This is a genomic window from Streptomyces sp. NPDC029956 (assembly GCF_055574655.1).
Genome location: NZ_JBVHZJ010000081.1, coordinates 1 through 24,066, shown reverse-complemented (window position 1 = coordinate 24,066; position 24,066 = coordinate 1). Strand labels below are relative to the sequence as shown.

Sequence of the window (24,066 nt, the reverse complement as noted above, 5' to 3'; positions counted from 1 at the left end):
ATGACCGCATCCTTCGAGTTCCGGGGCACCCACGAGACCCTCCAGCTGCGCGTCCCCCCCGTTCTGCGACGGGAACCGATGCCGGAGCCGGAGCCGGACCCCACGGCACCGTCCAGGGCCAAGAGCGGCCGGGACCGCTATCTCGACCTGCTGCGCGCCCTCGCACTGGTTCGCGTGGTGCTGTACCACAACTTCGGCTGGTTCCTGCTGCCCGTCGTCTTCCCGTCGATGGGCGTGATGTTCGCGCTGGCCGGGTTGCTGATGGCCCGTTCCCTCAGCCGGCCCGCCCTCGGCGTCATCCGGGGCCGCCTGCGCCGACTGCTGCCGCCGATGTGGCTGTTCGGCGCGATCATGCTCACCGCCCAGATCCTCGACGGCGGAGGGCCCGACGCCGAGGGGCACGCCGACTGGTGGTGGGGCAAGCTGCTGCTCTGGATCGTGCCGCTGAGCACTCCGCCGTACGCCGAGTCGCTGAACGGTTTCGACCAGCTCGTGGGGCAGGGCTGGGCGGCGCAGGTCATCGTCCCGCTCTGGTACCTCCGCGCGTACCTCTGGTTCGTCCTGCTGTCGCCGTTGATGCTGTGGGCGCTGCGGCGGATGCCGGTGGTGACGCTGTTCGTGCCGCTCACGCTGTCGATCGTCATGAACACGTTCTTCATCGACCAGGACTTCCTCTACGGCCGGGTCTGGGAGACCGTCAACGACTTCGCCACCTTCGGTTCCTGCTGGATCCTCGGCATGGCGCATCAGGAGGGCCTGCTCAAGAAGATCCCGCAGTACGTCGTGCCGTCCGTCGCGCCGCTGATCATGGTGGCCGGCTGGTGGTACCTGCACACCCGACCGGTCGATCCGACCGTGCCCACGGACATCGAGGCCTGGCCGGTGGCCCAGGCGCTGTGGTCCTTCGGCTTCGTCGCCATCCTGCTCCACGTCAGTCCCTCCTGGGAACAGTGGCCCCGACCGCTGGAACGCTGGAACGGCCTGATCAGCCTGCTCAACACACGCGCGGTCACCGTCTACCTCTGGCACGCGACCGCGTTGGTGGCCGCCATCCCGCTGATCGACCCCCTCTGGTCCGTCGGCTTCTTCTACGAGCACTTCCAGTGGCTGCTGAGCAGCCAGTGGTTCCCGCTGATGGTGGCGATCCCACTGACCGGACTGCTGGTACTGGCCTTCGGCTGGATCGAGGACGTGGCCGCGAAGCGCTCTCCCCGGCTCTTCCCGTACCCACGCCGCGTCCGGGGCAGGCGCCGGGCCGGCGGCTGACGCGCGCCACCCGAACCGCAGACGCGCAGGGACGGCAGCGACCAGTGACCCGCGCCACCGATTCCGGTGCGCGGGTCACTGGTCAGGGCGTTCTCTCCTCCGCGCCGGAGTGCGAGATGCTCCGTATCCGCACCGCTTGCCCGTGCCCGCCGTAACGTGCGCCACGTGATCTCGAAACAGGACGACCTGTTCACCTCCGGCGCGGTGGGGCTGCTGCTGCGCATAGCCGTAGCCTCGCGCAACCCGGGGGCCGCACCGCTGGAGGACGGACTTCAGCGCCTGTCACGCTTCCTGCTGGATTCCGCGGCGACGTCAGCGGCGATGCCGCCCGCGGTGCTGGCCTCCCTGCTGGACCTTCTTGCCGACGAGGTCGGCACCGAGGTGTTAGAGACCAGGCCCGCCGAGTACCGCCAGGCACTGGCGCGGGCGGCCGGCGACGATCCGCCGGCGGACTTCCTGCGCTCGCTGGCCGAACTCATCCGCGACCGCCGGTTCCTCATGTACCCGGACATGACGGAGCTGCCGTTGTCCGACTGGGAGGCGAGCGGACGGTTCTCGCTGACATCGGCTTTCGTCTCGTCGACGGTCTCGGGGGAGTACGACAGCGTGGACGAGGCCTTGGGCGAGATCCTGACCAGCGAGCACCCCGACTGTCATGAGCGACTCGGCAACCTGGCAGGGGAGTTGCAGCGCATCCTGTACCTGTTCCGTACGCCTGCCGAGCTCGATGCCGCCTTCGCCACGGTCATGCCTCACGTGACCCACGTACGCGTCCGCCTCCTGCTTGACGCGGTCCACGCCCACTTCGCCGAGCAGCACTGACCCACCACCCCGGTGCCCGGCAAGAGCCGTCGCCGCGCCCGTCGATCCGAACCTCGCCGTCGCGGACGAGGACCCGAGGCGTCTCGCGGCGCGTGGTGGGTGCCGGGCGGTCTAGGTTGCCCGTCGCTCGCCGAGCTGGTCCTTGGCCCACCACAGGAACGCGGCGGCGTGCTGTCGGTTGGCGAAGCCGTCGCCGGCGAGGTCGAGCAGGAGGTTGTTGCTCCACAGGATGAGTCGGCCGAGAGTCCAGTTCACCGACTCGGGCGCCGGGAGCTCAAGACCGTAGACCATCCGCGCGATCTCCCGCTTGCCGCCGGCCTCGGTCGTGTACTTCAGGATCGTCAGGAAGCGGTGGGGGTACACCACACAGAGGACCCTCGTGAGGAGGGCCTCCTTGAAACCGGTGATGGCGAACGGCGTGGTGCCGGACAGCAGGTGCTGGAGTCGGTCCTCGAGCGGCACCTCCTCGGGCCCACGCAGGAGGTACTCGATCGTCTGGCGGGTCGCCTTCCCGGCCGCGGCGTCGCCCATGGTGTTCCACGCGGAGTTGAACGTGGCCTGGTTGCCGGGATGGGCGCCGACCTCGGAGTTGGCGAAGTCCTTGAGAGCCCTGGGGTCGCACGTCCACAGCCCGTCCGGGGAGAAGATCCGCTGGTACTTCGCCCAGTAGTCCACCGCGTCGCGGTCGAGGTCCGGTTTGACCGCGAGGTAGTGCTCCTTCAGTCGCGTCACGCGCTCCAACTGCTCGGGATCGACGTCCTCGGCCTTCGGGAAGCGGGACTTGAGCTCGTCGAAGGAGCGGAGCGGGTTCCGCTGCGGGATCACGGGCTCCCTGTGCTCCCATTCGAAGCCGCACCGGTGCTTCACGATCCGGCCCCCGCCGTCGAGCTCGCGGACCGCCTCGATGTCTTCGTCGTCGCTGCACAGTGGACACATGGCCAACGCCACGACTACCCCCCGCTTCCGTCGGTGCCGGACCCCGGCTTCGAGCCGTCGCAGGCTTCGGCCGGGCCTCGCATTCTCGCATTCGGCGTCGGTCAGTCGGACGGTCAGTCGGTTGATCGGTCAGCCGCTGAGTCGGTCGGCTGCTGAGTCGGTCGGCTGCGGAGCCGGTCGGGTGCGGAACCGCAGGGCCGCTCAGTCGGTCAGCCGCGGAGCCGCGGAGCCGCTCAGTCGGTCAGCCGGACTACCCGGTCGTCATCCGTCACCTCGTACACGTCGATACGCAGGAGCTGCCGCACATGGGCCGGGACGCGTGCGGCGGCTTCGGCCGAGGAGGACGGTACGACGAGGGCGTAGCGTGTACGGGCGTCCTGGCTCGTCATGCGGCGCAGTAGTCGGCCGTAGGCGATGTCGGCATCGGTACCCTTCTCGCTGGTGCGGCCCTTGGCCTCGCAGATCAGCCGTTCCTCGCCGCGTACGGCTTCCAGGTCGGTCCAGCGGTCGGTCGGATCGACAGGTGTCCACCCTTCGGCCGGCAGCCAGGTACGGAAGGTGTCGGTGACCCGGTCCTCGTCGCCGGCGCGGGCCAGGGCCTTCCGCAGTGCCGCGAGGTCGGCCTCTTCATTGCGGTGCAGGCGTCCGCGACCGTCCGCATCCAGGTCGGCAGGTCGGATGACGACCAGGCGGAGCCCGTGCGCGGGAATCTGCTCGTCGCGCCTGGCGTCGTACAGGGCTCTCTGCTCACCGCGGTGGACACCGCTGACGGTGAGGCGATCCGGCTTGTCGAAGTGAGGCGTCGGCTGGTCATGCTGCAGTTCGCGGTACTCGACCACCAGCTGGTGACCCGGCCAGTAGGCGTCGACCGGAAGCCTGATGCGCCGACCGCCCGTTCCGGGATCACCCAGCAGCCAGTCGAACCTGTGCTGCGTCAGAGCGCTCTCCCCGAGAATCCGGTCGCACAGCCCCACGACGTACGCCTCATCGCTGCCGTCTCTCCTCGCCATGACGAGGCATCCTGCCAGCCCGCACGCTCCGGCGGCACCGGTCCGGCCAGCCGCACCCCCGTACGAGCGAGGCGGGAGCGCGCCACGGTGCCGGCGACGGCGGACCTCGCGATCCCCAATGGCCCAGGACCAGACCCTGCGGATGCCCACGTCCGAACTGCCGGGCCTGCCCCCAGCCGTGACCAGGGACCCGGTGCAGTCACCGGCCGGTGGCCCCTGCTGTGCGCCTCGCCAACCCGGCTGATCAACCGGCGGGTCCGGACGGGAGCCGACGCGGCCTCCTCCGCCGCGGATCTGCTGGGGAGCCCGCGGGAGCGAGGACCGGCCGTGGTGGACAGGCCCACCGCAATACCCGACCTCGGCGACTCCAAGCAGCGTGAGACGACGGTACGTACGACGTTCCAGGCCGCGATCGCGGATCTGTGCAACGACAGTCGGGTGCGCTTCGCCGAACTGGGGTCTTCGATCACGATGAGGCCGCCCCCGGCCCGAGGCCGCCCCCGGCCCGAGGCCGCCCCCGGCCCGAGGCCCCACGCGTCCTCGTCGTAGCCCTGCTGGCGCGTGCCACGGCCGACCTCGACGAGCGGCGGACACGGGACCTGTGCGCGGACCTGAACGACCTGTCCTTCCGGACGGCACCTGCGGCACCTGGCTCGCCACCGCCACCGCCACCGCCACCGCCATCGCCACCGCGACCCACCGCGACCGCGACCGCCACCGCGACCGCCACCGGCAGCGGCAGCGGCAGGGACGACGGCACCGCGCGGGTCTGGGACCCGAGAGCGGGACGGGCCGTCACCGTGATGCGTACGGACGGGATCCTGTACGCTGGCGTCTGGAATCCCGACGGTCCTGGCCTCGTCGTCGGCGGTTCACGGGGCGCCTGCTTCTACGCATTCCGTCGCGGCGATCCCGACCCGCGATGAGTGCGCCCAGAGCCGCCATCTCCCGCAGGCGGATCGTACGGCGGGGTCAGCGGGACCAGTGGGGGTCGCGACCGGTGAACGCGAGGAGTCTTGCCGCGCGGCTCGCTCCTTCCGGGACGGACAGCGGCGGCGCGTACTTCCCGAACGAGTCGCGTACGAAGTCGACGAGCTTCGACGCGATGTCCTCCAGCGCCTCCGCCATCTCCTCGGGCAGTGGCAGATCCTGCCCGGTGGCCCTGGCGATGTCCCAGGCGTGGAGTCCCGCGTCGAGCGCCGCGGCGGCGGTGCCCATCTCGGCCGGCATCGGTCCCATCGGGGTGGGCACGCTCTCCGCGTCCCGCCCCGATTCCCACGCCGCGGCGGCCGCCTTCAGCGTCTCCGCCAGTTCCGCGACCGGGTCGCCGGCCACCGCGTCCACAGGCTCGAACGGGTCGCTCGCCGGCGGGAGACCCGTGATCTGCATGACCAGCGCCTGCTGGTCCAGGCGCGCGTGGTTCAGCACCTGACGTACCGTCCACTCCGAGCACGGTGTCGCATTGCCCCAGGCGTCGGAGGGGACACCGCGCGCGGCGGCAAGCAGGTAGTCGTGTGCGTCAGCGAGCAGTTCGAAACCGTCGACGGTCATCCGTCGCCCTCCCGTAGTTCCGCGATCGAACCGTCACCGTAGATCGGCACGGGCCCCGGCGTCCGGTCTTTCGCCATGAGCGACACGGGTGCTGACGGTCAGTCGCTGACCACGTCCGAACGGCGCCGGCAACGCTCCTGCCCGCGTGACGGGCGCGTACGGCAACGTCGTTGAGATCCGGAACGCGAGAGGAGATCCGGTCGGACGCCGCGCGCTCGCCGAGCGCCGGGAGGCCGTCACCGCCGGCCGGGCTCGGGACGGCCACGGGTGCCAGAGGCGTCGATGCCGACGGCCGCGATTCGCTCTTCGCGGCCGTCGGCGCGGGTCACGTGGACGGTGAAGGGCTGGGTCGCGCGGTCGGCGTCGACGATACGGTCGCGGCCCGAGCGGGAGACGCCGGTGACCCGGGCGCCGAGGCGCACCCTGTCACCGAGGGCGTCGGCGAGCGGCTGGAGGTAGACGGCCGTTTCGTTCATTCCCGGGTCGCCTGGTTCGATATATGTCAACATAGACGTATGTCGAATGTGGAGGCGCTGCCGCTCCTGGAGCCCGTCGTCGAGCCCTGCTGCCCGCCGCTCGCCGAGCGGCCGCTGACGGCCGAGGAGGCCGAGCGGACCGCGGTCATGTTCAAGGCGCTGGGCGATCCGGTCCGCCTGCGCCTGTTCTCGTCCGTTGCCTCGCACGAGGGCGGCGAGGCGTGTGTCTGCGACATCTCCGACGTCGGCGTCTCCCAGCCGACCGTCTCCCACCACCTGAAGAAGCTCAAGGAGGCCGGCCTGCTCTCGTCCGAAAGGCGCGGCACCTGGGTCTACTACCGCGTCGAACCCGCCGTCCTCGCCGCCATGGGCGCGCTCCTGACCAAGGCCGCCGGCGCGTAGTCCTGGGCGCGTAGCCCTGGCAGGGGCTCGACCGGCTCGGGTGCCCCGCCCCGGGGGCGAAGGCGATGCCGAAGGAAGGGGTCGCGATGAGTACCTGTGTACCGGACGCGTGCACCCTGCCCACCGCCGAGCAGCCCTTGCGGGTGGCTGAGTTCGACTCGTTCTTCGCCGAGCACCTGACCGACGTGGCCCGGCCTGACCGGCTCCGGTTGCGCCTTGTGTTCGCCGATGCCGATGCCGATGCCGATGCCGATGCCGATGCCGATGCCGATGCCGACGGTGGCGGTGGCGGTGGCGGTGGCGGTGGCGGCGTGGAGGAAACGCTCCGCGACGTGCTCGCGCGCGAGAGCGACTGCTGCTCGTTCTTCACGTTCACCGTGGGCACCGGCCCGGGGCTGATCCTTCTCGACGTCCTCGTCGACGGCGCCCGCGAAGCCGTACTGGACGCCCTCGAGGAGCGGGCCGCAGCCCACGCCCGCGCCCGACCCTCAGGCCGTTCCCGCGCCTGACCGCGGGAACGCGGAGCGGCAGAGCCACGTACGAGAGGTCCAGTTGGCAGACTCCGCCCCATGAGGATCAACACCGTGCATGCGGTCTCCGTGGTGCCGCTGACCGCCGACCACGCCGAGCAGGTCCTGGCGATCTACCAGGCAGGAATCGACGAGGGCAATGCCACCTTCGAGACCACCGCTCCGACCTGGGAGGAGTTCGACGCGGCCAAGCTGCCCGAGCATCGCTTCGGCGCCCTGGACGCCGACGGAACCGTACTCGGCTGGGCCGCCGTCACCGAGGTCTCCGACCGGTGCGCCTACGCGGGCGTGGTGGAGCACTCGGTCTACGTCCACCCCGACGCGCGTGGCCGGGGCATCGCCGCGAGCCTGCTCGACGCGCTGATCACGTCCACCGAGGCGGCGGGGATCTGGACCATCCAGTCCGGCATCTTCCCTGAGAACACGGCCAGCCTCGCGGTCCACGCCCGCGCCGGCTTCCGGGTCATCGGCACCCGAGAGCGCATCGGTCGGCACCACGGCGTCTGGCGCGACACCGTCCTGGTCGAACGCCGCAGCCCTCACATCGACTGACGGGCCTCGGCCGCGCCACGCCTCGCACAGGACGGCCGTCACCGGGCTCGCCGCGCTGTCGCCCGACGCGATGGCCCCGGTGGCGTACGGCCCGGAGGCCGTCGTCCTCGTCCTCGCGGCAGCCGGTGGACACGGGCTCGGCCTCACCCTGCCCGCCACGCTGGCCATCGCAGGCCTGCCGGCCGTCCTCGTGGCCTACCGGCAGGTCATCGCGGCCTTCCGTTCTCGTCTCCGAGGCCGAGCCTGAGCACCTGTGGCAGAGGGCCCTGCAGAACCAGCGGGGCGCGGTCGTCGCCCATGCCGTCCGCCGCGACACGAACGCCGTCGTGTGCCGCCTCCGGTTCCGCTGCTGACGGTCGGCTTCGACGCACGGGCCGCGCTCACTCCGCGGGGCGGGTGGAGGCGAGTTCCCTTTCGAATCCGGTCAGCAGCGCGTCGAGTGCGAAGTCGAAGCGCGTCCGGGCCGCGTCCTCTCCCGACTCGTGGGCGGCGCCGACCAGCAACGGGTATGTGTCCGGGTCCAACGAGGTCATGGTGTCGGCCCCGCCGACGTTGCCCGCCCGCGCGGCGGCGTGCCCGACGACGAAACCGGTCAGCGAGTACGAGACGTCGAGAGTCCTGGGCAGCGGGAAGCCTGCCTCGTGCAGCATCCCCACCACGGCCTCCATGGTCCCCAGGAGGCGGGGCGTCATGGCGGGCCGGGACAGCAGCAGCGGCACGGTGTTCGGATGTGCCGCGAGCGCGGCCATCAGCGCGTGCGCATAGGTGCTCAGGTCCGCCCGCCAGGTGGCGGCGCCGAACTCCGGGGGTACGGCCTCGGCGACCACCTGCTCGATCACCCCGTCCAGGAGCGCGCTCTTGTTCGGCACGTGGTGGTAGACGGTCATCGCCTCCACGCCCAGTTCGGTGCCGAGCCGTCGCATCGACAGGGCGTTGAGCCCTTCCCGGTCGACGAGTCGCAGGGCCGCCTCCAGGACGGCCTGCCGAGTGAGCCCCGCGCGCTGCCCGCGAGTCCTGTGGGCCGCCATGGCGCCCTCACCTTCCGTACCGGACGCCTCGCGATCCGATTGACGATTCTTACGATGTAAGTATAGCGTCCCTCGCTCAGCCTTACATCGTAAGAATCCCTGGGGTGTCCCGGGGTCGACGGGGACGAGAGGGCGATGACCACCACCGAGTGCACCGAGGCGATGAACCGGTCCGCGCGACCACCGGACGATGCCGGTCCCGAGCGGGGGCGGAGCCGGGAGAGGCGGGCCCGGGAGAGGCAGGGCGGGGCAGGGCCGTTGCGGCCGTACGTGGCGGGCTTCGTCGCCGTGATCGGCCTGCAGGTCCTGGGTGCGGTGGCGGGACTGGCGCCGCTGCTCGCGGTCGTCGAGCTGGGCCGCACCCTGCTCGCGTCCGGCCCGGTCGACCCCGGCCATGTCCGGTTCGTCGTGATCGCGGGCGCGGCCGGCCTGTTCGTCAGGCTGCTGTTCACGGCCGCCGCAGCGGCCGTCGGGCATCTGCTCGACGGGCACGTGCAGTTGGCGTTGCGCCGACAGCTGGCCGAGCGGCTCGGGCGGGTGCCGATCGGCTGGCTCTCCCGCCGGCGCAGCGGTGAACTGGCCAAGCTGGTGGGCGAGGACGTCGGAGCCGTGCACCCGCTGATCGCCCACACGCCCGGCGAGCTGGCCTCGGCCTTCGTCGTGCCCCTGGTGTCACTGGTCTATCTGTTCACCGTCGACTGGCGACTCACGCTCATCACCTTGATCCCGGTGGTCGCCGCGATGGCGTTGGTGCCGCTGATGACGACCCCGGCCCGGCTGCGCGAACAGGCCGACTTCGACGCGGCGATGGCACGGATCGGGAGCTCCGCCGTGGAGTTCGTCCAGGGCATCGCGGTGGTCAAGGCCTTCGGTGGAGGCGAGCGCGCCCACCGAGAGTTCCGCGCCGCCGCCGACGACTTCGTCGCCGTCTTCCGCCGCTGGGTGCACGGGATCTCCCCGATCGCCGCGGGGATGCAGCTCGTGCTCTCGCCCCCGTTCGTACTGCTGACCGTCCTGACCGGCGGCGCGGCACTGATCACCGGGGGAGGGACGCCCCCGGCCGATCTGCTGCCGTTCCTGCTGCTGGGAATCGGCCTGACCGCCCCGGTGGCGGCACTCGGGCACGGCTTCGACGACGTGCAGGCCGCCCGCCGTGCCGTCGGCCGGATCCGCGACGTGCTGGCGGTGCCACCGCTGCCGGAGCCGGCGAACCCGGTCGCGCCGCACGGCCACCGGGTGGAGCTGAACGGCGTCCGGTTCGGCTACGAACCCGGCCGGGACGTCCTGCGCGGGATCGACCTCACGCTGGAACCGGGGACGGTCACCGCACTCGTCGGCCCGTCGGGAGGCGGCAAGTCCACCCTGGTCCGACTGCTGCCGCGCTTCGTCGACCCGACGAGCGGATCGGTCCGCCTGGGCGGCGTCGACCTGCGCGAGCTGAGCAGCCGGGAGCTGTACCGGCGGGTCTCCTTCGTCTTCCAGGACGTCCGCCTGCTGCGCGCCTCGGTCGCGGACAACATCGCGCTCGCGGTGCCGGACGCCCACCGGGACGACGTGGAACGTGCCGCCCGCCTCGCGCACATCCACGACCGGATCCTCGAACTGCCCCGAGGATACGAGACGGTGATCGGCGAAGAGGCACGGCTGTCGGGCGGCGAAGCCCAACGCGTCGCGCTCGCCCGCGCCCTGCTGGCCGACACCCCCGTGCTGGTGCTCGACGAGGTGACCTCCTTCGCCGACCCGTACACCGAGCAGGCGGTACGCCACGCCCTGGCCACGCTGCGGGCCGACCGTACGGTCCTGGTCATCGCGCACCGCCTGGAGACCGTGGCCGGCGCCGACGCCGTGGCGGTCCTGGAGGACGGAGTGATCGTCGAGCACGGCAGCCCCGGCGAACTGCTGGACACAGGGGGCCGGTTCGCGGCCCTGTGGCGCTCCCGGCACGCGGCAGGCTCCGCGGGAGAGGGGGAGCGGCTGTGACGACGCACGGCCCGGACGAGCCGCAGGGGCCGCGTCCACGGACCCACCTCGGACTGCAAGGAGACGACCGCCGATGATCCGCATGCTGCTGCGCGTACTGGGCCACCGGTACTCCCGCCCGATGCACCGCACCCTCGCCCTGATGACGGCGACCGCGGTCGTCGAGGGGCTTTCGTACGCCTTGCTGGCACCCGTGCTCCGCGCGCTGCTCGGGGACACGCCGGACCGCGCCTGGCCCTGGCTGGGGGCCTTCGGGGCCGCACTGGCGGCGTACGCGGTGCTGCGCTACCTCAGCGACCTGTCGGGGTTCCGCGTCGGTACGGCGCTGCTGCGCGGCGTGTACCACCGCCTCGGCGACCATCTGGCCCGGCTGCCGCTCGGCTGGTACGGCACGAGCCGGGTGGGAGAGGTGTCCGTCCTGGCGGGTCAGGGCGTCCTGCAGGCGATGAGCGTCATCGCGCACCTGCTGGCGCCGTTCGTCTCCGCCGCCGTGACACCGCTGACGGTCGTCGCCGTGATCCTCGCCCTCAACTGGCAGTTGGGCCTGGCCGCGCTCTCCGCCGTCCCCGTCGTGGTGGCGATCCAGATCCTCACCGGACGCTCGACGGCGACCGAGGAAGCGGAGCGCGCCACACGCGACCGCGAGGCCACCGAGAGGGTCGTCGAATACCTCCAGGCCCAGCCGGTCCTACGGGCGGGCGGGCGGACCGCCGAACGCTTCCGACTCCTCGACGACGCCCTGCGGCAGGTCCGGCGCGCCTCCCGCCGTTCGACGCTGTCGGCGCTGCCCGGCGCGTTGGCCCTGGCCCTGACGGTGCAGGCGGTCTTCACCGCGGTGCTCGTCCTCGGCGCGTACCGAGCGCTCGGCGGGGACGTCGGGGCCGTGGAACTGCTGACGGTCCTGGTGCTGGCCGCCCGCTGCGCGGATCCGCTGTTGTCCCTGGCCGACCTCGGCGGCAGACTGCGCGCCGCGCGCGGCGAACTGGCCCGACTCGACGCGGTGTTGAGCACGGCACCGCTGCCGCAGGCCCCAGGCCCGGTCGAACAGCGCGGCCATGGACTGGAGCTGGAGTCGGTCGCTTTCCGGCACGACGGGCACACGGTGCTCGACGACCTGTCCCTGTCCGTCCCCGAGGGGCGGCGGCTGGCCGTGGTGGGTCCGTCGGGCGCGGGCAAGAGCACCCTGTTGCAGGTGCTCGCACGGTTCTACGACGTGGACGCGGGCGCGGTCCGCGTCGGCGGCGCGGATGTGCGCGCGATCGGTGCCGAGGCTCTGATGGCGCAGTTCGCCATCGTCTTCCAGGACGTGTATCTCTTCGACGGCACCATCGAGGACAACGTGCGCCTGGGCCGCCCCGACGCCACCGACGCCGAGGTGCGCGCGGCCGCGGCCGCGGCACGTCTGGACGAGGTGGTCGCGCGCCTGCCCGACGGATGGGCGACCACCGTCGGCGAGGGCGGCGCACGGCTCTCGGGCGGCGAACGCCAGCGCGTCTCGATCGCCAGGGCGCTGCTCAAGGACGCGCCGATCGTCCTGCTCGACGAGGTCACCTCCGCGCTGGACCCCGTCAACGAGGCGGCCGTCCACGCCGGCATCGAGCGCCTGATGGCAGGCCGGACCGTGGTGATGGTGGCCCACCGGCTGCGTACCGTCCGACACGCGGACCGCATCGTCTTCCTCGACGCCGGGCGGATCGTCGAGGAGGGCGACCACGACGCACTGCTGCGCCTCGATGGCCGCTATGCCGCGTTCTGGAAGCTGTCCCAGGCGCCCATGGAGGCGAGGCCGCCGACGGACCCTGCGACCCGGCCCGCGCTCGCGGACGAGGCGGCACCGGGGCGGCAGTGACGGCACGGCCGCGCCGGGTCCTCGGGATCGTGCCGGGGCCTCACGGCCGCGCTGGACCCCCACGGCCGCGCCGGGTCCTCGGGATCGCGACGAACCGGTGATGCCGTCGCCGGGGGCGTTCCGCCGCGGGGTACCTGGCACCACCGGGCGCATGGGGACTGCGGAGTCGTGGCCGCGCGGCGGTGTCCGCCACCGTTGCCGCGACGGTCGTGGATCGGGGTGGTGTGGATGGTGGGATCGGGGGCAGGTGGGGGGTGAGCGCGTGGGACCGCTCCTTGTGTCCACGGACTTGCCGTCTCCCCCTTTCCGGCAAGCCCGTGCACAGTCGAACGGCCCGCACCTGGCAGGGGTGCGGGCCCTTCGGCATGCCCCGCCGGCTCTGCGGGTGATAGGTGCGTGACCGGTCGAGCACTCCCCGTGGGAAGCGTGCCGGCGGGCTGGAGTGCGGGCGCGGTCCGGCCGATCACCCAGTTATGGCCTCCGAGAACACCCCCTCCGGTACACCGCCCACCGGCCCTCCCGGCGCCCTGACCGCCGACGCTCCCACCGAGACCGAACGGCACGCCTCCTGGCTGGAGTTGTTCTTCGATCTCATCGCCGTCGCGGGTGTCGCCCAGCTGGCGCACCTGCTGCACGGCACCCCGGCCGCGGACGACCTCGCCTTCTACTGCCTTCTGTACCTGGCGTTCTGGACCGCGTGGATGTGCTTCACGACGTACGGCAACGTCGCCGCGGACAAGGTGCACACGCGGACGGTCCTCATCGGCATGTTCGGGCTTGCCGTCATGGCCGCGGCCGTTCCCGGGATCCGCACGGACCACGCGCGCGCCTTCGCCCTCGCGTACGTGCTCGTGCGACTCCTGGCCTCGCGGGTCTGGCAGGGACGGGGGGAGGTCGTCGCGGACTGGCCGATCGCGCAGCTGTCGGCGGGGGTCGTCCCCTGGATCGTGTCCCTGTGGGCGGACCGGCCCGCTACTGGCTGTGGGCGGCCGGACTCGCCGTCGACCTGGGGCTCACGTTCGCCCGGTCCCGCAACCGGATCCTGGCCCGGGCCAGGGAGGACTGGGAGGAGCGGGCCGCCGGCCACGAGCGGCCGACCCGTCCGAGGCCGGTGGCCGCCCGCTTCGACGCCCGGCACCTCGACGAACGGCTGGGGCTGTTCACCCTGATCGTGATCGGCGAAAGCGTCGCGCTGGCGGTGGAGGCCTCTTCGGAGGCGGCGTGGACCTCCCGGCTCGGCGCGCTGGCGGTGGGCTCCTTCGTGCTGCTGCTCGCGCTGTGGGCACTCGCGGTGCGCCGTTCGTGCGGGGTGCCGTTGCTCGGCTTCGGCGTGCTCGCACCGCGGTTCGCGCTGCCGATGCACTGCGTGTCGACAGGTGCGCTCGCCGCGCTGGCCGCCTCTCTCGGTGGGGCGGTGGCGCATGTCGACGGACACCTGCCGCCCGGGATGCGCCGGCTCATGTGCGGCAGCATCGCCGTGTTCCTCTTCGTCGGCCTGCTGGCAGGAGTGGCCTCGGGCCGGGGCGTCCGCTGGGTCCTGGGGGCCGGCGTGCCCGTGGTCGTCGCACCGATCCTGCTGGGCGCCTTCGCGGGCCGCGGGTCCCCGGCCGCCCTGGTGTGGGCCCTGGTGGCGGTGGCCCGCTGGCCATGGCTGTACGAGAAGCTGACGGGGCGGCACGGCACTTCGGACGCCCGGTCGTAGCCGGGGACACCCGGGAGAAGCCGCTCTCCGCAGTGCGCGCCGACCGCAGTGCGCCGACCTCAACGGGCGCCGACCTCAGTGCGCGGACCTCAACGCGCGCCGACCGCTGTGCGCCGACCCCGGCGCGTCCGCCACGGAGCGCGCCGACCGAGCAGGACGGGATCCTCGTCGACGCCGCCGAACCCTGCTCCCGTTGCGGAGGCCGAGCCACGTGCACCTCGGCCCGTGGCGCGGGGGGCGGTGCCCCGTGTGGTCCAGGTGGCCCCCTGACCGTGCGAGGGACTGTCCGTCGCGTCACCATCGACGTGACACCGGAAGCGGGGGACGCGGGGGACGCGGGAGATACGGAGGCCGTCATGGCAGCAGGTTGGGATCCCCGGCCCTCGGACGGCGCCGGTGGAGACGGCGTCGGCGGGGCCGAGTGGCGGCCCGTTCTGGACGTGCCCCCGCCGGGGCGGCAGCGCCGGTGGACGGTGCTGCTGCGCTGGCTGCTCCTCCTCCCGCAGTTCATCGTCGTGGCCCTGCTGTCCTTCGTCGCCTTCTTCGTCACGATCGCGGGGTGGTTCAGCGCTCTGGTCCTGGGCCGGCTGCCCGACCCGATCGCGTCCTTCCTCGGCTCGGTCCTCGCCTACCAGACCCGGGTCTCGGCCAGCGCGGCCCTCCTCGTCGACCGCTACCCGCCGTTCGCCTTCGACGCCCCCGACTACCCGGTGCGCATCGAACTGCGCGCCACCCCGCTCAACCGGCTCGCCGTCCTGTTCCGGCTGATCCTGATGATTCCGGCGGCCATCGTCAGCAGCCTCGCGCAGTCCGGATGGTTCGCCGTCAGCTGGGTCTTCTGGCTGATCGGCATCATCCTGGGCCGCCTTCCCGAACCGGTCTTCGGAGCAACGGCGGCCGTCGTGCGGTACCGCATGCGGCTGGCCGCCTACGCGACGATGCTGACGCCCGTGTACCCCAAGGGGCTCCTGGGCGACGCCCCCGAAGCCGCCGCACAGCCCGCGTACTCCGCGACCCGTCCGCTACGGCTGAGCACCGCCGCGCAGGTACTGGTCTGGCTCTTCCTGCTCCTCGGGCTCGCGGGTCATCTGACCTCCGGCACGGTCGACTACGACGACTCGGGCGACGACCGGCCGGGCGCGGCCGCCGGCCGGGTCGCGGGGTGATCGCTCCGGCCGGCCGCCCGTGCACCTGCCGGACACCGTCGCGCGGGGAACACGGCTGACGCGTTCCCCGTGGTGCGATGGGTGAGCAATGCCTCGTTCTACGGTGGTTCGATGCGATCCATTCCCAGATAAGCCTTGTTGTCCTCGGGGTGTGCCCCGTTGCTGCTGGTCGGTGGCTGGACCGTCGCGGCGCTGCTCGAAGGGCCCGCCTACGACCCCGTCACCCAGACCATCAGCGTCCTCGCGGCCTACGGGGCCGAGGGGTCCTGGGTCATGACCGGGGCGTTCCTCGCGATGGGCGCCTGCCATCTCCTCACCGCCTGGGGACTGCGGCCCGCCGCTCCCGCCGGGCGCGTGGCACTCGCCGGTGGTGGCGTGGCGGCCTTCGGGGTCGCGCTGATCCCCGCGCCGAGCAGTGGGGGGTCCCTGAAACACGGGGCGGTCGTCGTGGTCGGCTTCACGCTGCTCGCGGTGTGGCCGGTGCTGGCCGCCGTACGCCGTGGCGCCGTGCCCTGGGGGCTGCGGCTGACGCCCTCCGTCGCCGTGTCCGCGCTGATGGCCCTGGGCGCGGTCTGGTTCCTCGTCGAGATGAACCGGCAGGGGTCCACCGGTGTCGCCGAACGGCTCGTGACCTGCATCCAGTCCATCTGGCCCTTGGTGGTGGTCGCCTCCTGCCTCCGCTATGCCGGTGACGTGAGGGGCAGGAGTGGTGCAAGTGTGGTGAGTGGTGCAAGAGGCGAGTACGACGGGAGTGGCGAGAGCGATGAGAGTGACGAGACGTCTGCACCGCCCCGGTGACCGGGGGTGCGGGAGAGCGATGACGCGGGCCGCGGCGGATCGATGGCATCGCTCGCTTGTGTGTTCGATTTGGGGGTAGGGTGGGGTCGTGACCGCAGCACGACCCGCCCTGCCCGGACTCCAGGGGTCCTTGTTCGACCAGGGCGACGAGATCCGCTTCGGCCCGCTGGACGGTCTCCGGCGGACGCCGCTCGACGGCGGTGCCTGGGTCGACCACCTCCCCGGCTGGCTGCACGGCGCCGACGCGCTGTTCGAGGAGCTCGCCGGCCGGGTGCCCTGGCGGGCCGAGGAGCGGCCGATGTACGACAACGTCGTCGCCGTACCCCGGCTCCTGGCCCACTACGGCGAAGGCGCGCCGCTTCCGCACCCCGCGCTCGTCGAGGCCCGGCGGACGCTCGGTGCCCACTACGCCCCCGAGCTAGGGGAGCCTTTCGTCTCCGCCGGTCTCTGCCTCTACCGCGACGGCCGGGACAGCGTCGCCTGGCACGGCGACCGCACCGGCCGATCCGCCCACCACGACACGATGGTCGCCATCCTCTCCCTGGGCGACCCCCGTGACCTCGCCTTCCGCCCGCGGTCCGGCGGCCCCACGCACCTCCGCCTGCCGCTCGGCCACGGCGACCTCGTGGTGATGGGCGGCTCCTGTCAGCGCACCTGGGAACATGCCGTCCCCAAGACGAGCCGCGCCGTCGGTCCCCGCATCAGCGTCCAGTTCCGCCCCCGCGGAGTTCGCTGAGACCCGATTCTGGACGGCGTCCTCGCACGGGCTCCGGCTCCGGCTCTGCGTCCGGTTCGGGCTCTGGTGTGGGCCCGGCCCCGGCCAGGGTCAGACCTCGGCCTCGACCTCGGCCTCGGTCGCCGTCTTCGCCCGGTGCGGGCGGAGTGCGACGGCGCACCAGACGGCTGCCGTGACCAGGGCCGCCGCAGCCATCGCGGCGACCAGCGGCGCCTCCGGGCGCCAGCCCAGGGAGAGCCGGGTGCCCAGGTACGTCAGCCCGGCCGCGATCCGGCCGGGGGCGTAGACCGGGACCTTGGCGGCGGTGACCCGCAGGACGGTCGCCACGGTGAGGCCGATCGCGGCCCAGGCGGCCAGGTACGTCCACGGCACGCCGGGCGCGGCGGGCGGAAGGCCGTACCCCTCGAAGCCGATCCGGAACAGGGCGGTGAACCAACCCGCCGCCACCGCGGCGGCGCTGATGCCCACCACCCAGAGGGCGTGGCGCCAGAGCGGGCCCGGTCGTACGGCCTCCTCCTCGTCGTCGAGGGGGTCGGGTGCGAAGAGTCCAGTCACGGTCGGTAGGACGTCGTGCGCCGGTACGGGGTTGCCCTGGGGCCGCCTCACGACCGGCGGCCGGTCAGCCGGCCCATCGGCCGGTCAGGTACGTCAGGGCGAACAGCGTCGACACGGGTGCGGCGAGGCAGAAGTACGCGGTCCTGAAGCGTGCCGAGCGGAGGGTCCAGGCGGCCAGCGTGATCCAGAGGGGCCACCACAGAAGGGTGGCCCGGGGTATGGACTGGTACCAGTACGACGTTCCCAGGGCCCACAGGCTGAGGCCGACGTAGACGGCTTCCGGCCAGCGACGGCGGCGTGCCAGGAGGGTCACCAGCGCCAGGCCGACGACCATGGCGAGGAGTTCGGCCTGGAACATGAATGCGTAGCCGGTCGTCTGGACCCGGTCGAACGCGGAATCCCAGGTGTTGCTCCAGGCGTCCCACGGTGCGTGGAAGTGGCGGTACCACCCCCGCTCCTGTGCGTGCTTCCAGGCCATCCAGTCGCCGGTGCGGGCGTGCAGGTACCAGGCGTACAGGGCCGCGGGAAGGGCCGGCAGGGCGAGCCAGGGCAGTGGCCGCCAGTCGGACCGGGTGCGGGCCGTCAGGACGAAGTGCAGGGCGAGGGCCGCGGAGAGGAACAGTCCGCTGATGCGGACGGTCGTCGCCAGGGCGGCCAGGGTGGCGGCCAGGGGCCAGTTGAGACGGTGGGCGGCGAGCCAGGCCGGCAGGGCGAGGGCGAGGAAGAGCGCCTCGCTGTACCCGGTGGCGAGGAAGACCGCACACGGTGAGGTCAGCAGGAGCTGCGCGGTCCGTCGCCCGGCATGCGCGTCGGGCAGATACAGGCGTGCGATCCGTACGAGTGCCAGCACCGCGATCCCGCCGGCGACGAACGAGATCAGCAGCCCGGCCGCGGTCCAGCTCGGTACGACGGCGTGGACGGCCCGCAGGGCGAGGGGGAACCCCGGGAAGAACGCCTCGCGGTTGTCCCACTCGGCGTTCCACGGGCCGCTCCCCGCCGGGAAGTAGCCGTCGCGCGCCACGTTCAGGAAGTGGCCCCAGTCCCAGCGTTCGAAGGGCGCGAGGACAGGGCCCGCGTCGCGCGCGCCCGCGTCGGACGGGAAGAGCCATCGCGCGCCGTAGGCGGTGATCCACAGGGCCGTGCGGGTGAGCAGATACAGCCACAGCACGTCCCGGTCCTCGGCGCTGAGCGGCAGCGGCAGTCGCCGTTTGCGGTCTGCGCGGGGGTGGGGGAGGAGCGGAGGGAGCGGCGTCGTCTTCTCCCGCGCCCTCGGGGACATCACGGACATGGGGGACCTTCGTCGAAGTGGGAGGGCATGGCGGATCGCGCGACGGCGGCGCGTCGCGGGGCGAGGGGCCATGCGGTGGAGGTCGGGGCGGGCCCGGGTGGTCAGGGGGCCCGCCCCGGTGTCAGCGGAGCCCGCCCGGGGGCGTCAGGGGCGCGGTTCAGCGGTCCGGACCGCGCGGTGCTCAGGGCGGCGAGGTCGTCACCCGTCCCGACGGCTGCGTCGTCGTCGCCGACGGATCGCCGGCGGGGCCCTCCTGGGTGGGCGAACCCGGTGCGGTCGAGCTGCTCGACGGCGGGCCGGTCGTCTCCGCCGGAGACGGCGCTTCGAAGGACGGGCTGACCGCCGGGACGACGGGAGTCGGCGCGTCCGACAGGAGGGCCGCCGCGGTCACCCCGCCACCGGCGAGGATCAGGCACGCGGCCCCCGCGGCCATGGCGACGCGGCGCCGGTGCGCGCGCCTGGCGCGTTCGGCGATGCGCGCGACGGGTACGGCGCGGGCGCGGGCCTGCCCGGAGGCGGCTGCCTGCCGGAACATCTCACGGAGAGGGTCCCGGGGGTCCTGGGCGTCCTGGGGGTCAAGCACCGGGGTCCTCCTCGACGTTCCGGGGCTGCAGACGGTCGGCGAGCGCGACCCGGCCACGGACCAGGTGCGTCTTGACGGTGCTGGCGGACTGTCCCGTCTCGCCGGCGATCTGTTCGACGCTCAGGTCGCACAGGTAGTGCAGAGTCACGGAGCGACGCTGCTGGGCGGGCAGGTCGCGCAGCGCGTCGATGAGCACGACGTACTCGGGGCCGGGGCCCTCGACGGGCGGCGGAGCGCCCGCGCGGTCCCACGCGTCCGACGTGCGCCGGCGGAAACGCCAGCGGCTCACCGCCAGGCGCCAGGCGACCGTGCGGATCCACGCCTCCGGCTGCCCGTCGCGGTCGAGCTGCCGTCGCCGGCTCCACCCCTTGACGAACGCCTCCTGTACGACGTCCTGAGCCTCGTGCAGATCGCCCAGCATCACGTACAGCTGCCCTGTGAGTCGCGCGACCGCCTGCTCGTAGAACGCCTCGAACTCCTCAACGGTCAACACTCACTCCCGGATCTTTCGCTTCACCACGCATACGCCCGGCGCCGGGCGTCCGGTTGACACGGTCCGCGTATCCACAGAGTGATGGTGATCACAGAACCGGGGCGGTCGCGCGACGTGCGGCGGACGGCGCGAAGGCGTGTCCGCAGCGGCCCGATCCGCCGCGGCGGCCCGGTCGGACCGCCCGGGGACGCCGGCTCGGCCAAGAGGGCGAAAGAGGTCCGGCCGCCGATGTCGAGAACCCGCGGTCGGCTCCGTCCCCGGGTCGGAAGCGACCACAATGGGCCGCACCGGCACCGAGGAGACGAACCATCATGGCCAAGTACCTGCTGCTGAAGCACTACCGAGGCGCTCCCGCCGCGGTCAACGACGTCCCCATGGACCAGTGGACGCCTGAGGAGATCTCGGCGCACGTGACGTACATGCAGGACTTCGCGGACCGCCTCAAGGAGACCGGCGAGTACGTCGACGGCCATGCGCTCTCCCCGGAGGGCACCTTCGTCCGGTACGACGGTGAGGGGCGGCCGCCGGTCACGGACGGCCCGTTCGCCGAGACGAAGGACGTCATCGCCGGCTGGATGGAGATCGACGTCGACACCTATGAGCGCGCGGTCGAACTGGCCGGCGAACTCTCCGCGGCGCCCGGTGCGGGCGGCAAGCCGATCCACGAGTGGCTCGAACTGCGTCCCTTCCTGTCCACGCCTCCCACCATCACGGAGTGACGAGCCCTCTCGTGGACGAGGCCCTGCTCAGGAGCCTCACGCCGGGCGTGCTCGGCATCCTCGTCCGCCGCGGAGCCGACTTCGCGGCTGCCGAGGACGCCGTGCAGGACGCCCTGGTCGAGGCGGTCCGCGGCCGGCCGGAGGACCGGCCCCGGGACCCGAAGGCCTGGCTCGTCACCGTGGCCTGGCGGAAGTTCCTCGACGCGACCCGGGCGGACACCGCCAGGCGCCGGCGCGAGGACCTGGTCGAGGAGGAGCCGCAGCCCGGGCCCGCGTCCGCGGTGGACGACACGCTCCAGCTCCACTTCCTCTGCGCCCATCCCTCGCTGACGCCGTCCTCCGCGGTCGCGCTCACGCTGCGCGCCGTCGGCGGCCTCACGACCCGCCAGATCGCCCAGGCCTACCTGGTGCCCGAGGCGACCATGGCGCAGCGCATCAGCCGCGCCAAACGCACCGTCTCGGGCGTGCGGTTCGACCGGCCGGGCGATGTGGCGACCGTGCTGCGCGTCCTCTACCTGGTCTTCAACGAGGGCTACTCGGGCGACGTCGACCTCGCCGCCGAGGCCATCCGGCTCACCCGGCAGCTCGCGGCCGTCATCGACCACCCCGAGGTGGCCGGGCTGCTCGCCCTCATGCTGCTCCACCACGCCCGGCGGCCCGGCCGCACCGCACCCGACGGCAGCCTGGTGCCGCTGGCCGAGCAGGACCGGGGGCGCTGGGACACCGCGCTGATCGCCGAGGGCGTCGAGATCCTGCAGGCGGCCCTCGCCCGCGACCGGCTCGGCGAGTACCAGGCGCAGGCCGCCGTCGCCGCGCTCCACGCCGACGCGCCCACCGCGGAGGAGACCGACTGGGTGCAGATCGTCGAGTGGTACGACGAGCTCGTCCGGCTCAACGACAGCCCCGTCGTCCGGCTCAACCGCGCCGTGGCCGTCGGAGAGGCCGACGGCCCGCGCGCCGGGCTCGCGGCGCTCGCGGAACTGACCGAGTCCGTCCCGGGTTCCCCGGCCCGCGGCCACGGCCGCCACCTGCCGCGCGCCACCGCGGCGGCGGCGTACCTGCACGAGCGGGCCGGGGACCTGGCGACGGCGGCGCGGCTGTACGTCGACGCGGCCCGAGAGGCCCCCAACCTCGCCGAACGCGACTATCTGACCCGCCAGGCCGCCCGCCTCAACACCCGCCGACGCGGGTGAGGTCCGTACCCCCGCCGACGAAGGACGGATGAGCCCGACGGATGAGCCCGGCGTACGAGCCCGGCGGACGGGCCCGGCGTACGAGCCCGACATACGGCAGCCCGGTCGGCGGGGAGACCGCGCGACCGGGCCGGATGCGGAGCCGGTCAGTTGAGGGCGTCGTCCATGGAGCCCTGCCAGTACGTGACGCGCAGCGAGCTGTCCACGTACACGCCCTTGCCTGCGAGTCGGGGACCGGCGGTCGTGCCGTCGGTGAAGCCGACCGTGAGGCTCGTCGTCGTGTAGCCGTGCTGTCCGCTGCCGTCGGCGGCGGACAGGATCACGCCCGCGTACCCGGACTCGCCCGGAGCGAGGGTCACGACCGCCTGCGGGTGGGTCTCCTCGATGACCGGCGGGACGGACTGGGCCTCGCCGAAGCGGGCGACCGGGTAGCCGAGGAGGTCGCAGAGGGCGGAGCCGGTGTTGGTGACGGTGAGCAGCATGTGATTGAGCGGGCGGGCGACCGGGGTGGCGGTGGTCTTGGTGTTGCCCGCGCCGCACTGCTTGTTCCGGGAGGGGCCGCTCGTGTCGTCGCCGCCGCCGGAGGCCGAGGCGTTCGACCCGCTGTTGCCGCCGGAGCCGTCGCTCCCCGCGGAGGTGGTGCCGCCGGACTCTCCGCCGGTGGTGGCGCCCGTGGCGGTACCGCCGTTCTTCGAACCGTCGGTCGAGCCGCTCGTCGAGCCCGCAGTCGAGCCCGCCGAATCGCCGGACGAACCGTCCTGGGGTTGCGTCGTCGTGTCGCCCGTGGGGGGCGTGGCCGGGGTCTCGGCCGACTGCGTGGCCGAGGCGGTGGGTGCGACGGACGTCGTGGCGGCGCCCTCGTCCTTCGCGGCGCCGCTGCCACAGGCGGTGAGCGAGAGCGCGGCGACCGCGAGTGTCGTGGCGGCGAGCAGACGGGTGCGGATGGTGCGTCCGGACATGGGAGTCCCCCTGGAGCATGGGTCGGAAATCGGTCGTCGTACGGCGCCGGCCGCCGGTTCCCCGTGGCGGCCTTGCTTTGCCGACCACAGCTTGTGACAAGATCCGTTCCAGCTGCCGCTCCTCCCGGGCGGTATGGGACGCTGGAATGAAAACAAGGCTCTGACCTGCACTGATGTCTCCGTCTGGGGACGCGGGAACGAACGCCGGAAGAGGGTGGAACGGTGGCGGGGGACGAGTTCGCGACGCTGTTGGGGCAGCTCAAGGAGCGCTCGGGGCTCAGCTACGGCACGCTCGGCAAACGACTCCACATGAGCGCCTCGACCTTGCACCGGTACGTCAACGGTGACGCCGTCCCGGTGGACTACGCGCCTGTGGAACGGCTCGCGCGGCTGTGCAGGGCGACCCCCGACGAACTCGTCGAGCTGCACCGGCTGTGGGTGCGGGCGGACGTGTCGCGCGGGCGGAAGGTCCCGGCCGCCCCGACCGTCGCAGCCGCCCCGGTCGACCCGGCGGTCGCACCGACCCCGACCCCGGCCCCGGTTGCCGCGACGGAGCCGAAGGCCGGGCCGTCGCCCGAGGTCGTGTCCGGGGACCCTTCCGAGCCGTCACCTGAGCCGTCACCCGGACCGTCGCCCGGGGCGCCGTCCACGGAGCCCGCCCCGTCCCCTCCGAGGCGCCGACGGCTCCGGCGTACCGCCGTGATCGCCGGCACCGCCGTGGTCGCCGCCGCCGTGGCGGTCGCGCTCGTCGTCGGCCTCACGGGCGGGGACGGATCGGAGAAGGAACGGCGGGCGGGCGACGCCCCCGTGTCCTCCGGAGCGCCGGGGCGGTCCGGGCCCTCCGGTGGCAGGGCGCCGGGGACGGCGCACGCGCCGACCGTCGTCACCGCGCCCCACACCTGGGAAGGGCCCTGCAGCCAGCACTATCTGATCGACCGTGAGCCCGAGCAGATTCCGCCGCCGCCCACGGAGCAGGACGCGCCCGGCTGGATCGCCGCGCTCGACGCGGTGCCGGGCGGGGACCAGCTGCTCCGGCTGACCGTGCAGGGCACCGGGAGGCAGACGGTCGTCCTGGAGGCCCTCCACGTCCGGGTCGTGAGCAAGAAGGCGCCCCTGGCCTGGAACGACTACGTGATGGGCGTCGGCTGCGGCGGCGAGGTGTCCACGAAGGCGTTCGCCGTCGATCTCGACGCCGGCCGGCCCACCGCCGTCCCCGTGGGCGGGCAGCGGACGTTCTCGTACAAGACGAGCGAGTCCGACCCCGTGATCTTCAACGTGGCCGCGCGCGCCCAGGCGCACGACGTCAGCTGGTACCTGGAACTCGCCTGGTCCAGAGGCGAGGAGCGCGGCACGCTCCGCGTCGACGACCACGGCCGCCCGTTCCGTACCAGCGGCAACCTCGCCCGGCCCGCGTACGCGTACCCCTTGGGCTGGACCGAGTGGATCGTCAACGACGTCGACACCGAGGGGCG

22 protein-coding genes and 3 pseudogenes are annotated in these 24,066 nt (G+C 72.8%); 15 read left to right on the top strand and 10 right to left on the bottom strand.

The window, feature by feature from the left end; all coding sequences use genetic code 11:
• On the top strand, positions 1-1,266 hold the full coding sequence (locus tag ACZ4XX_RS37395) for an acyltransferase family protein (protein WP_468512269.1): 1,266 nt from the start codon (positions 1-3) through the stop codon (positions 1,264-1,266).
• A gap of 165 nt (positions 1,267-1,431) precedes the next feature.
• Positions 1,432-2,088 (top strand): hypothetical protein, encoded by a 657-nt coding sequence (locus ACZ4XX_RS37390; protein ID WP_468512268.1) that lies wholly within the window; start codon positions 1,432-1,434, stop codon positions 2,086-2,088.
• A gap of 111 nt (positions 2,089-2,199) precedes the next feature.
• Here ACZ4XX_RS37390 and ACZ4XX_RS37385 read toward each other — a convergent pair whose 3' ends face one another.
• The 4 genes and pseudogenes from ACZ4XX_RS37385 to ACZ4XX_RS37370 form a co-directional block, all read right to left on the bottom strand.
• Positions 2,200-3,036: a hypothetical protein gene (locus tag ACZ4XX_RS37385; RefSeq protein WP_468512267.1), complete on the bottom strand. Its 837-nt coding sequence runs from the start codon at positions 3,034-3,036 to the stop codon at positions 2,200-2,202.
• Between the two features lie 221 nt (positions 3,037-3,257).
• Positions 3,258-4,034 (bottom strand): hypothetical protein, encoded by a 777-nt coding sequence (locus ACZ4XX_RS37380; protein WP_468512266.1) that lies wholly within the window; start codon positions 4,032-4,034, stop codon positions 3,258-3,260.
• A 972-nt stretch (positions 4,035-5,006) separates the two neighbouring features.
• Positions 5,007-5,585 (bottom strand): TIGR03086 family metal-binding protein, encoded by a 579-nt coding sequence (locus ACZ4XX_RS37375; protein ID WP_468512265.1) that lies wholly within the window; start codon positions 5,583-5,585, stop codon positions 5,007-5,009.
• Positions 5,586-5,712: 127 nt separating this feature from the next.
• A pseudogene (locus ACZ4XX_RS37370) lies at positions 5,713-6,046 on the bottom strand (flavoprotein); the annotation flags it as partial.
• Between the two features lie 54 nt (positions 6,047-6,100).
• Between ACZ4XX_RS37370 and ACZ4XX_RS37365 the strand changes: the two are divergent.
• The 4 genes and pseudogenes from ACZ4XX_RS37365 to ACZ4XX_RS37350 form a co-directional block, all read left to right on the top strand.
• A complete protein-coding gene (locus tag ACZ4XX_RS37365; RefSeq protein WP_468512264.1) occupies positions 6,101-6,463 on the top strand; it encodes an ArsR/SmtB family transcription factor in 363 nt (120 codons plus the stop codon).
• An 86-nt stretch (positions 6,464-6,549) separates the two neighbouring features.
• Positions 6,550-6,972: a hypothetical protein gene (locus ACZ4XX_RS37360; protein WP_468512263.1), complete on the top strand. Its 423-nt coding sequence runs from the start codon at positions 6,550-6,552 to the stop codon at positions 6,970-6,972.
• Positions 6,973-7,032: 60 nt separating this feature from the next.
• The gene (locus ACZ4XX_RS37355; protein ID WP_468512262.1) at positions 7,033-7,545 is read left to right on the top strand and encodes a GNAT family N-acetyltransferase; all 513 of its coding nucleotides are present in this window, start codon (positions 7,033-7,035) and stop codon (positions 7,543-7,545) included.
• A 25-nt stretch (positions 7,546-7,570) separates the two neighbouring features.
• Positions 7,571-7,765: pseudogene (locus ACZ4XX_RS37350) on the top strand (amino acid permease); the annotation flags it as partial.
• Positions 7,766-7,925: 160 nt separating this feature from the next.
• Here ACZ4XX_RS37350 and ACZ4XX_RS37345 read toward each other — a convergent pair.
• Positions 7,926-8,573 carry a TetR/AcrR family transcriptional regulator gene (locus tag ACZ4XX_RS37345; protein WP_468512261.1) on the bottom strand — a complete coding sequence of 216 codons (648 nt, stop codon included), beginning with the start codon at positions 8,571-8,573 and terminating at the stop codon, positions 7,926-7,928.
• A 135-nt stretch (positions 8,574-8,708) separates the two neighbouring features.
• On the opposite strand from ACZ4XX_RS37345, the gene ACZ4XX_RS37340 reads away from it, so the two are divergent.
• The 6 genes and pseudogenes from ACZ4XX_RS37340 to ACZ4XX_RS37315 all read left to right on the top strand — a co-directional run bounded on the left by ACZ4XX_RS37340 (position 8,709) and on the right by ACZ4XX_RS37315 (position 16,804).
• On the top strand, positions 8,709-10,553 hold the full coding sequence (locus ACZ4XX_RS37340) for an ABC transporter ATP-binding protein (protein ID WP_468512260.1): 1,845 nt from the start codon (positions 8,709-8,711) through the stop codon (positions 10,551-10,553).
• A 73-nt stretch (positions 10,554-10,626) separates the two neighbouring features.
• Positions 10,627-12,402, top strand: coding sequence for an ABC transporter ATP-binding protein (locus tag ACZ4XX_RS37335; RefSeq protein ID WP_468512259.1), 1,776 nt, complete (start codon positions 10,627-10,629; stop codon positions 12,400-12,402).
• Positions 12,403-12,875: 473 nt separating this feature from the next.
• A pseudogene (locus tag ACZ4XX_RS37330) lies at positions 12,876-14,104 on the top strand (low temperature requirement protein A).
• 356 nt (positions 14,105-14,460) lie between these two features.
• A complete protein-coding gene (locus ACZ4XX_RS37325) occupies positions 14,461-15,270 on the top strand; it encodes a DUF4389 domain-containing protein (protein ID WP_468512258.1) in 810 nt (269 codons plus the stop codon).
• A gap of 159 nt (positions 15,271-15,429) precedes the next feature.
• Entirely contained in the window at positions 15,430-16,068 is a 639-nt protein-coding gene (locus tag ACZ4XX_RS37320) for a DUF998 domain-containing protein (RefSeq protein WP_468512257.1), read from the top strand.
• Positions 16,069-16,156: 88 nt separating this feature from the next.
• The gene (locus ACZ4XX_RS37315; RefSeq protein ID WP_468512256.1) at positions 16,157-16,804 is read left to right on the top strand and encodes an alpha-ketoglutarate-dependent dioxygenase AlkB; all 648 of its coding nucleotides are present in this window, start codon (positions 16,157-16,159) and stop codon (positions 16,802-16,804) included.
• A 90-nt stretch (positions 16,805-16,894) separates the two neighbouring features.
• Here the strand turns inward: ACZ4XX_RS37315 and ACZ4XX_RS37310 are convergent, their stop codons facing one another.
• From ACZ4XX_RS37310 to ACZ4XX_RS37295, 4 genes are all read right to left on the bottom strand, one after another.
• Positions 16,895-17,359 carry a hypothetical protein gene (locus ACZ4XX_RS37310; RefSeq protein ID WP_468512255.1) on the bottom strand — a complete coding sequence of 155 codons (465 nt, stop codon included), beginning with the start codon at positions 17,357-17,359 and terminating at the stop codon, positions 16,895-16,897.
• Between the two features lie 64 nt (positions 17,360-17,423).
• Complete coding sequence (locus ACZ4XX_RS37305) at positions 17,424-18,647, bottom strand: mannosyltransferase family protein (RefSeq protein ID WP_468512254.1); 1,224 nt, start codon at positions 18,645-18,647, stop codon at positions 17,424-17,426.
• 181 nt (positions 18,648-18,828) lie between these two features.
• Positions 18,829-19,230 carry a hypothetical protein gene (locus ACZ4XX_RS37300; protein ID WP_468512253.1) on the bottom strand — a complete coding sequence of 134 codons (402 nt, stop codon included), beginning with the start codon at positions 19,228-19,230 and terminating at the stop codon, positions 18,829-18,831.
• Entirely contained in the window at positions 19,223-19,720 is a 498-nt protein-coding gene (locus ACZ4XX_RS37295) for a SigE family RNA polymerase sigma factor (RefSeq protein WP_383859815.1), read from the bottom strand. The genes ACZ4XX_RS37300 and ACZ4XX_RS37295 overlap by 8 nt, the downstream gene beginning before the upstream one ends.
• Before the next feature lie 314 nt (positions 19,721-20,034).
• On the opposite strand from ACZ4XX_RS37295, the gene ACZ4XX_RS37290 reads away from it, so the two are divergent.
• Together ACZ4XX_RS37290 and ACZ4XX_RS37285 are read left to right on the top strand one after the other, a co-directional pair.
• Entirely contained in the window at positions 20,035-20,442 is a 408-nt protein-coding gene (locus ACZ4XX_RS37290) for a YciI family protein (protein WP_468512252.1), read from the top strand.
• Between the two features lie 11 nt (positions 20,443-20,453).
• On the top strand, positions 20,454-21,635 hold the full coding sequence (locus tag ACZ4XX_RS37285) for an RNA polymerase sigma factor (protein WP_468512273.1): 1,182 nt from the start codon (positions 20,454-20,456) through the stop codon (positions 21,633-21,635).
• Between the two features lie 146 nt (positions 21,636-21,781).
• Here the strand turns inward: ACZ4XX_RS37285 and ACZ4XX_RS37280 are convergent, their stop codons facing one another.
• A complete protein-coding gene (locus ACZ4XX_RS37280) occupies positions 21,782-22,594 on the bottom strand; it encodes a DUF4232 domain-containing protein (RefSeq protein WP_468512251.1) in 813 nt (270 codons plus the stop codon).
• A 222-nt stretch (positions 22,595-22,816) separates the two neighbouring features.
• Here ACZ4XX_RS37280 and ACZ4XX_RS37275 point away from each other — a divergent pair.
• A partial coding sequence (locus ACZ4XX_RS37275; protein WP_468512250.1) for a helix-turn-helix domain-containing protein occupies positions 22,817-24,066 on the top strand: 1,250 nt, incomplete at its 3' end.

Coding starts and splice junctions, on each gene's coding strand:
- ACZ4XX_RS37395 (WP_468512269.1), top strand. CDS start 1: ATGACCGCATCCTTCGAGTTCCGGGGCACCCACGAGACCCTCCAGCTG.
- ACZ4XX_RS37380 (WP_468512266.1), bottom strand. CDS start 4,034: ATGGCGAGGAGAGACGGCAGCGATGAGGCGTACGTCGTGGGGCTGTGC.
- ACZ4XX_RS37375 (WP_468512265.1), bottom strand. CDS start 5,585: ATGACCGTCGACGGTTTCGAACTGCTCGCTGACGCACACGACTACCTG.
- ACZ4XX_RS37365 (WP_468512264.1), top strand. CDS start 6,101: ATGTCGAATGTGGAGGCGCTGCCGCTCCTGGAGCCCGTCGTCGAGCCC.
- ACZ4XX_RS37360 (WP_468512263.1), top strand. CDS start 6,550: ATGAGTACCTGTGTACCGGACGCGTGCACCCTGCCCACCGCCGAGCAG.
- ACZ4XX_RS37355 (WP_468512262.1), top strand. CDS start 7,033: ATGAGGATCAACACCGTGCATGCGGTCTCCGTGGTGCCGCTGACCGCC.
- ACZ4XX_RS37345 (WP_468512261.1), bottom strand. CDS start 8,573: ATGGCGGCCCACAGGACTCGCGGGCAGCGCGCGGGGCTCACTCGGCAG.
- ACZ4XX_RS37340 (WP_468512260.1), top strand. CDS start 8,709: ATGACCACCACCGAGTGCACCGAGGCGATGAACCGGTCCGCGCGACCA.
- ACZ4XX_RS37335 (WP_468512259.1), top strand. CDS start 10,627: ATGATCCGCATGCTGCTGCGCGTACTGGGCCACCGGTACTCCCGCCCG.
- ACZ4XX_RS37325 (WP_468512258.1), top strand. CDS start 14,461: ATGGCAGCAGGTTGGGATCCCCGGCCCTCGGACGGCGCCGGTGGAGAC.
- ACZ4XX_RS37305 (WP_468512254.1), bottom strand. CDS start 18,647: ATGTCCGTGATGTCCCCGAGGGCGCGGGAGAAGACGACGCCGCTCCCT.
- ACZ4XX_RS37290 (WP_468512252.1), top strand. CDS start 20,035: ATGGCCAAGTACCTGCTGCTGAAGCACTACCGAGGCGCTCCCGCCGCG.
- ACZ4XX_RS37280 (WP_468512251.1), bottom strand. CDS start 22,594: ATGTCCGGACGCACCATCCGCACCCGTCTGCTCGCCGCCACGACACTC.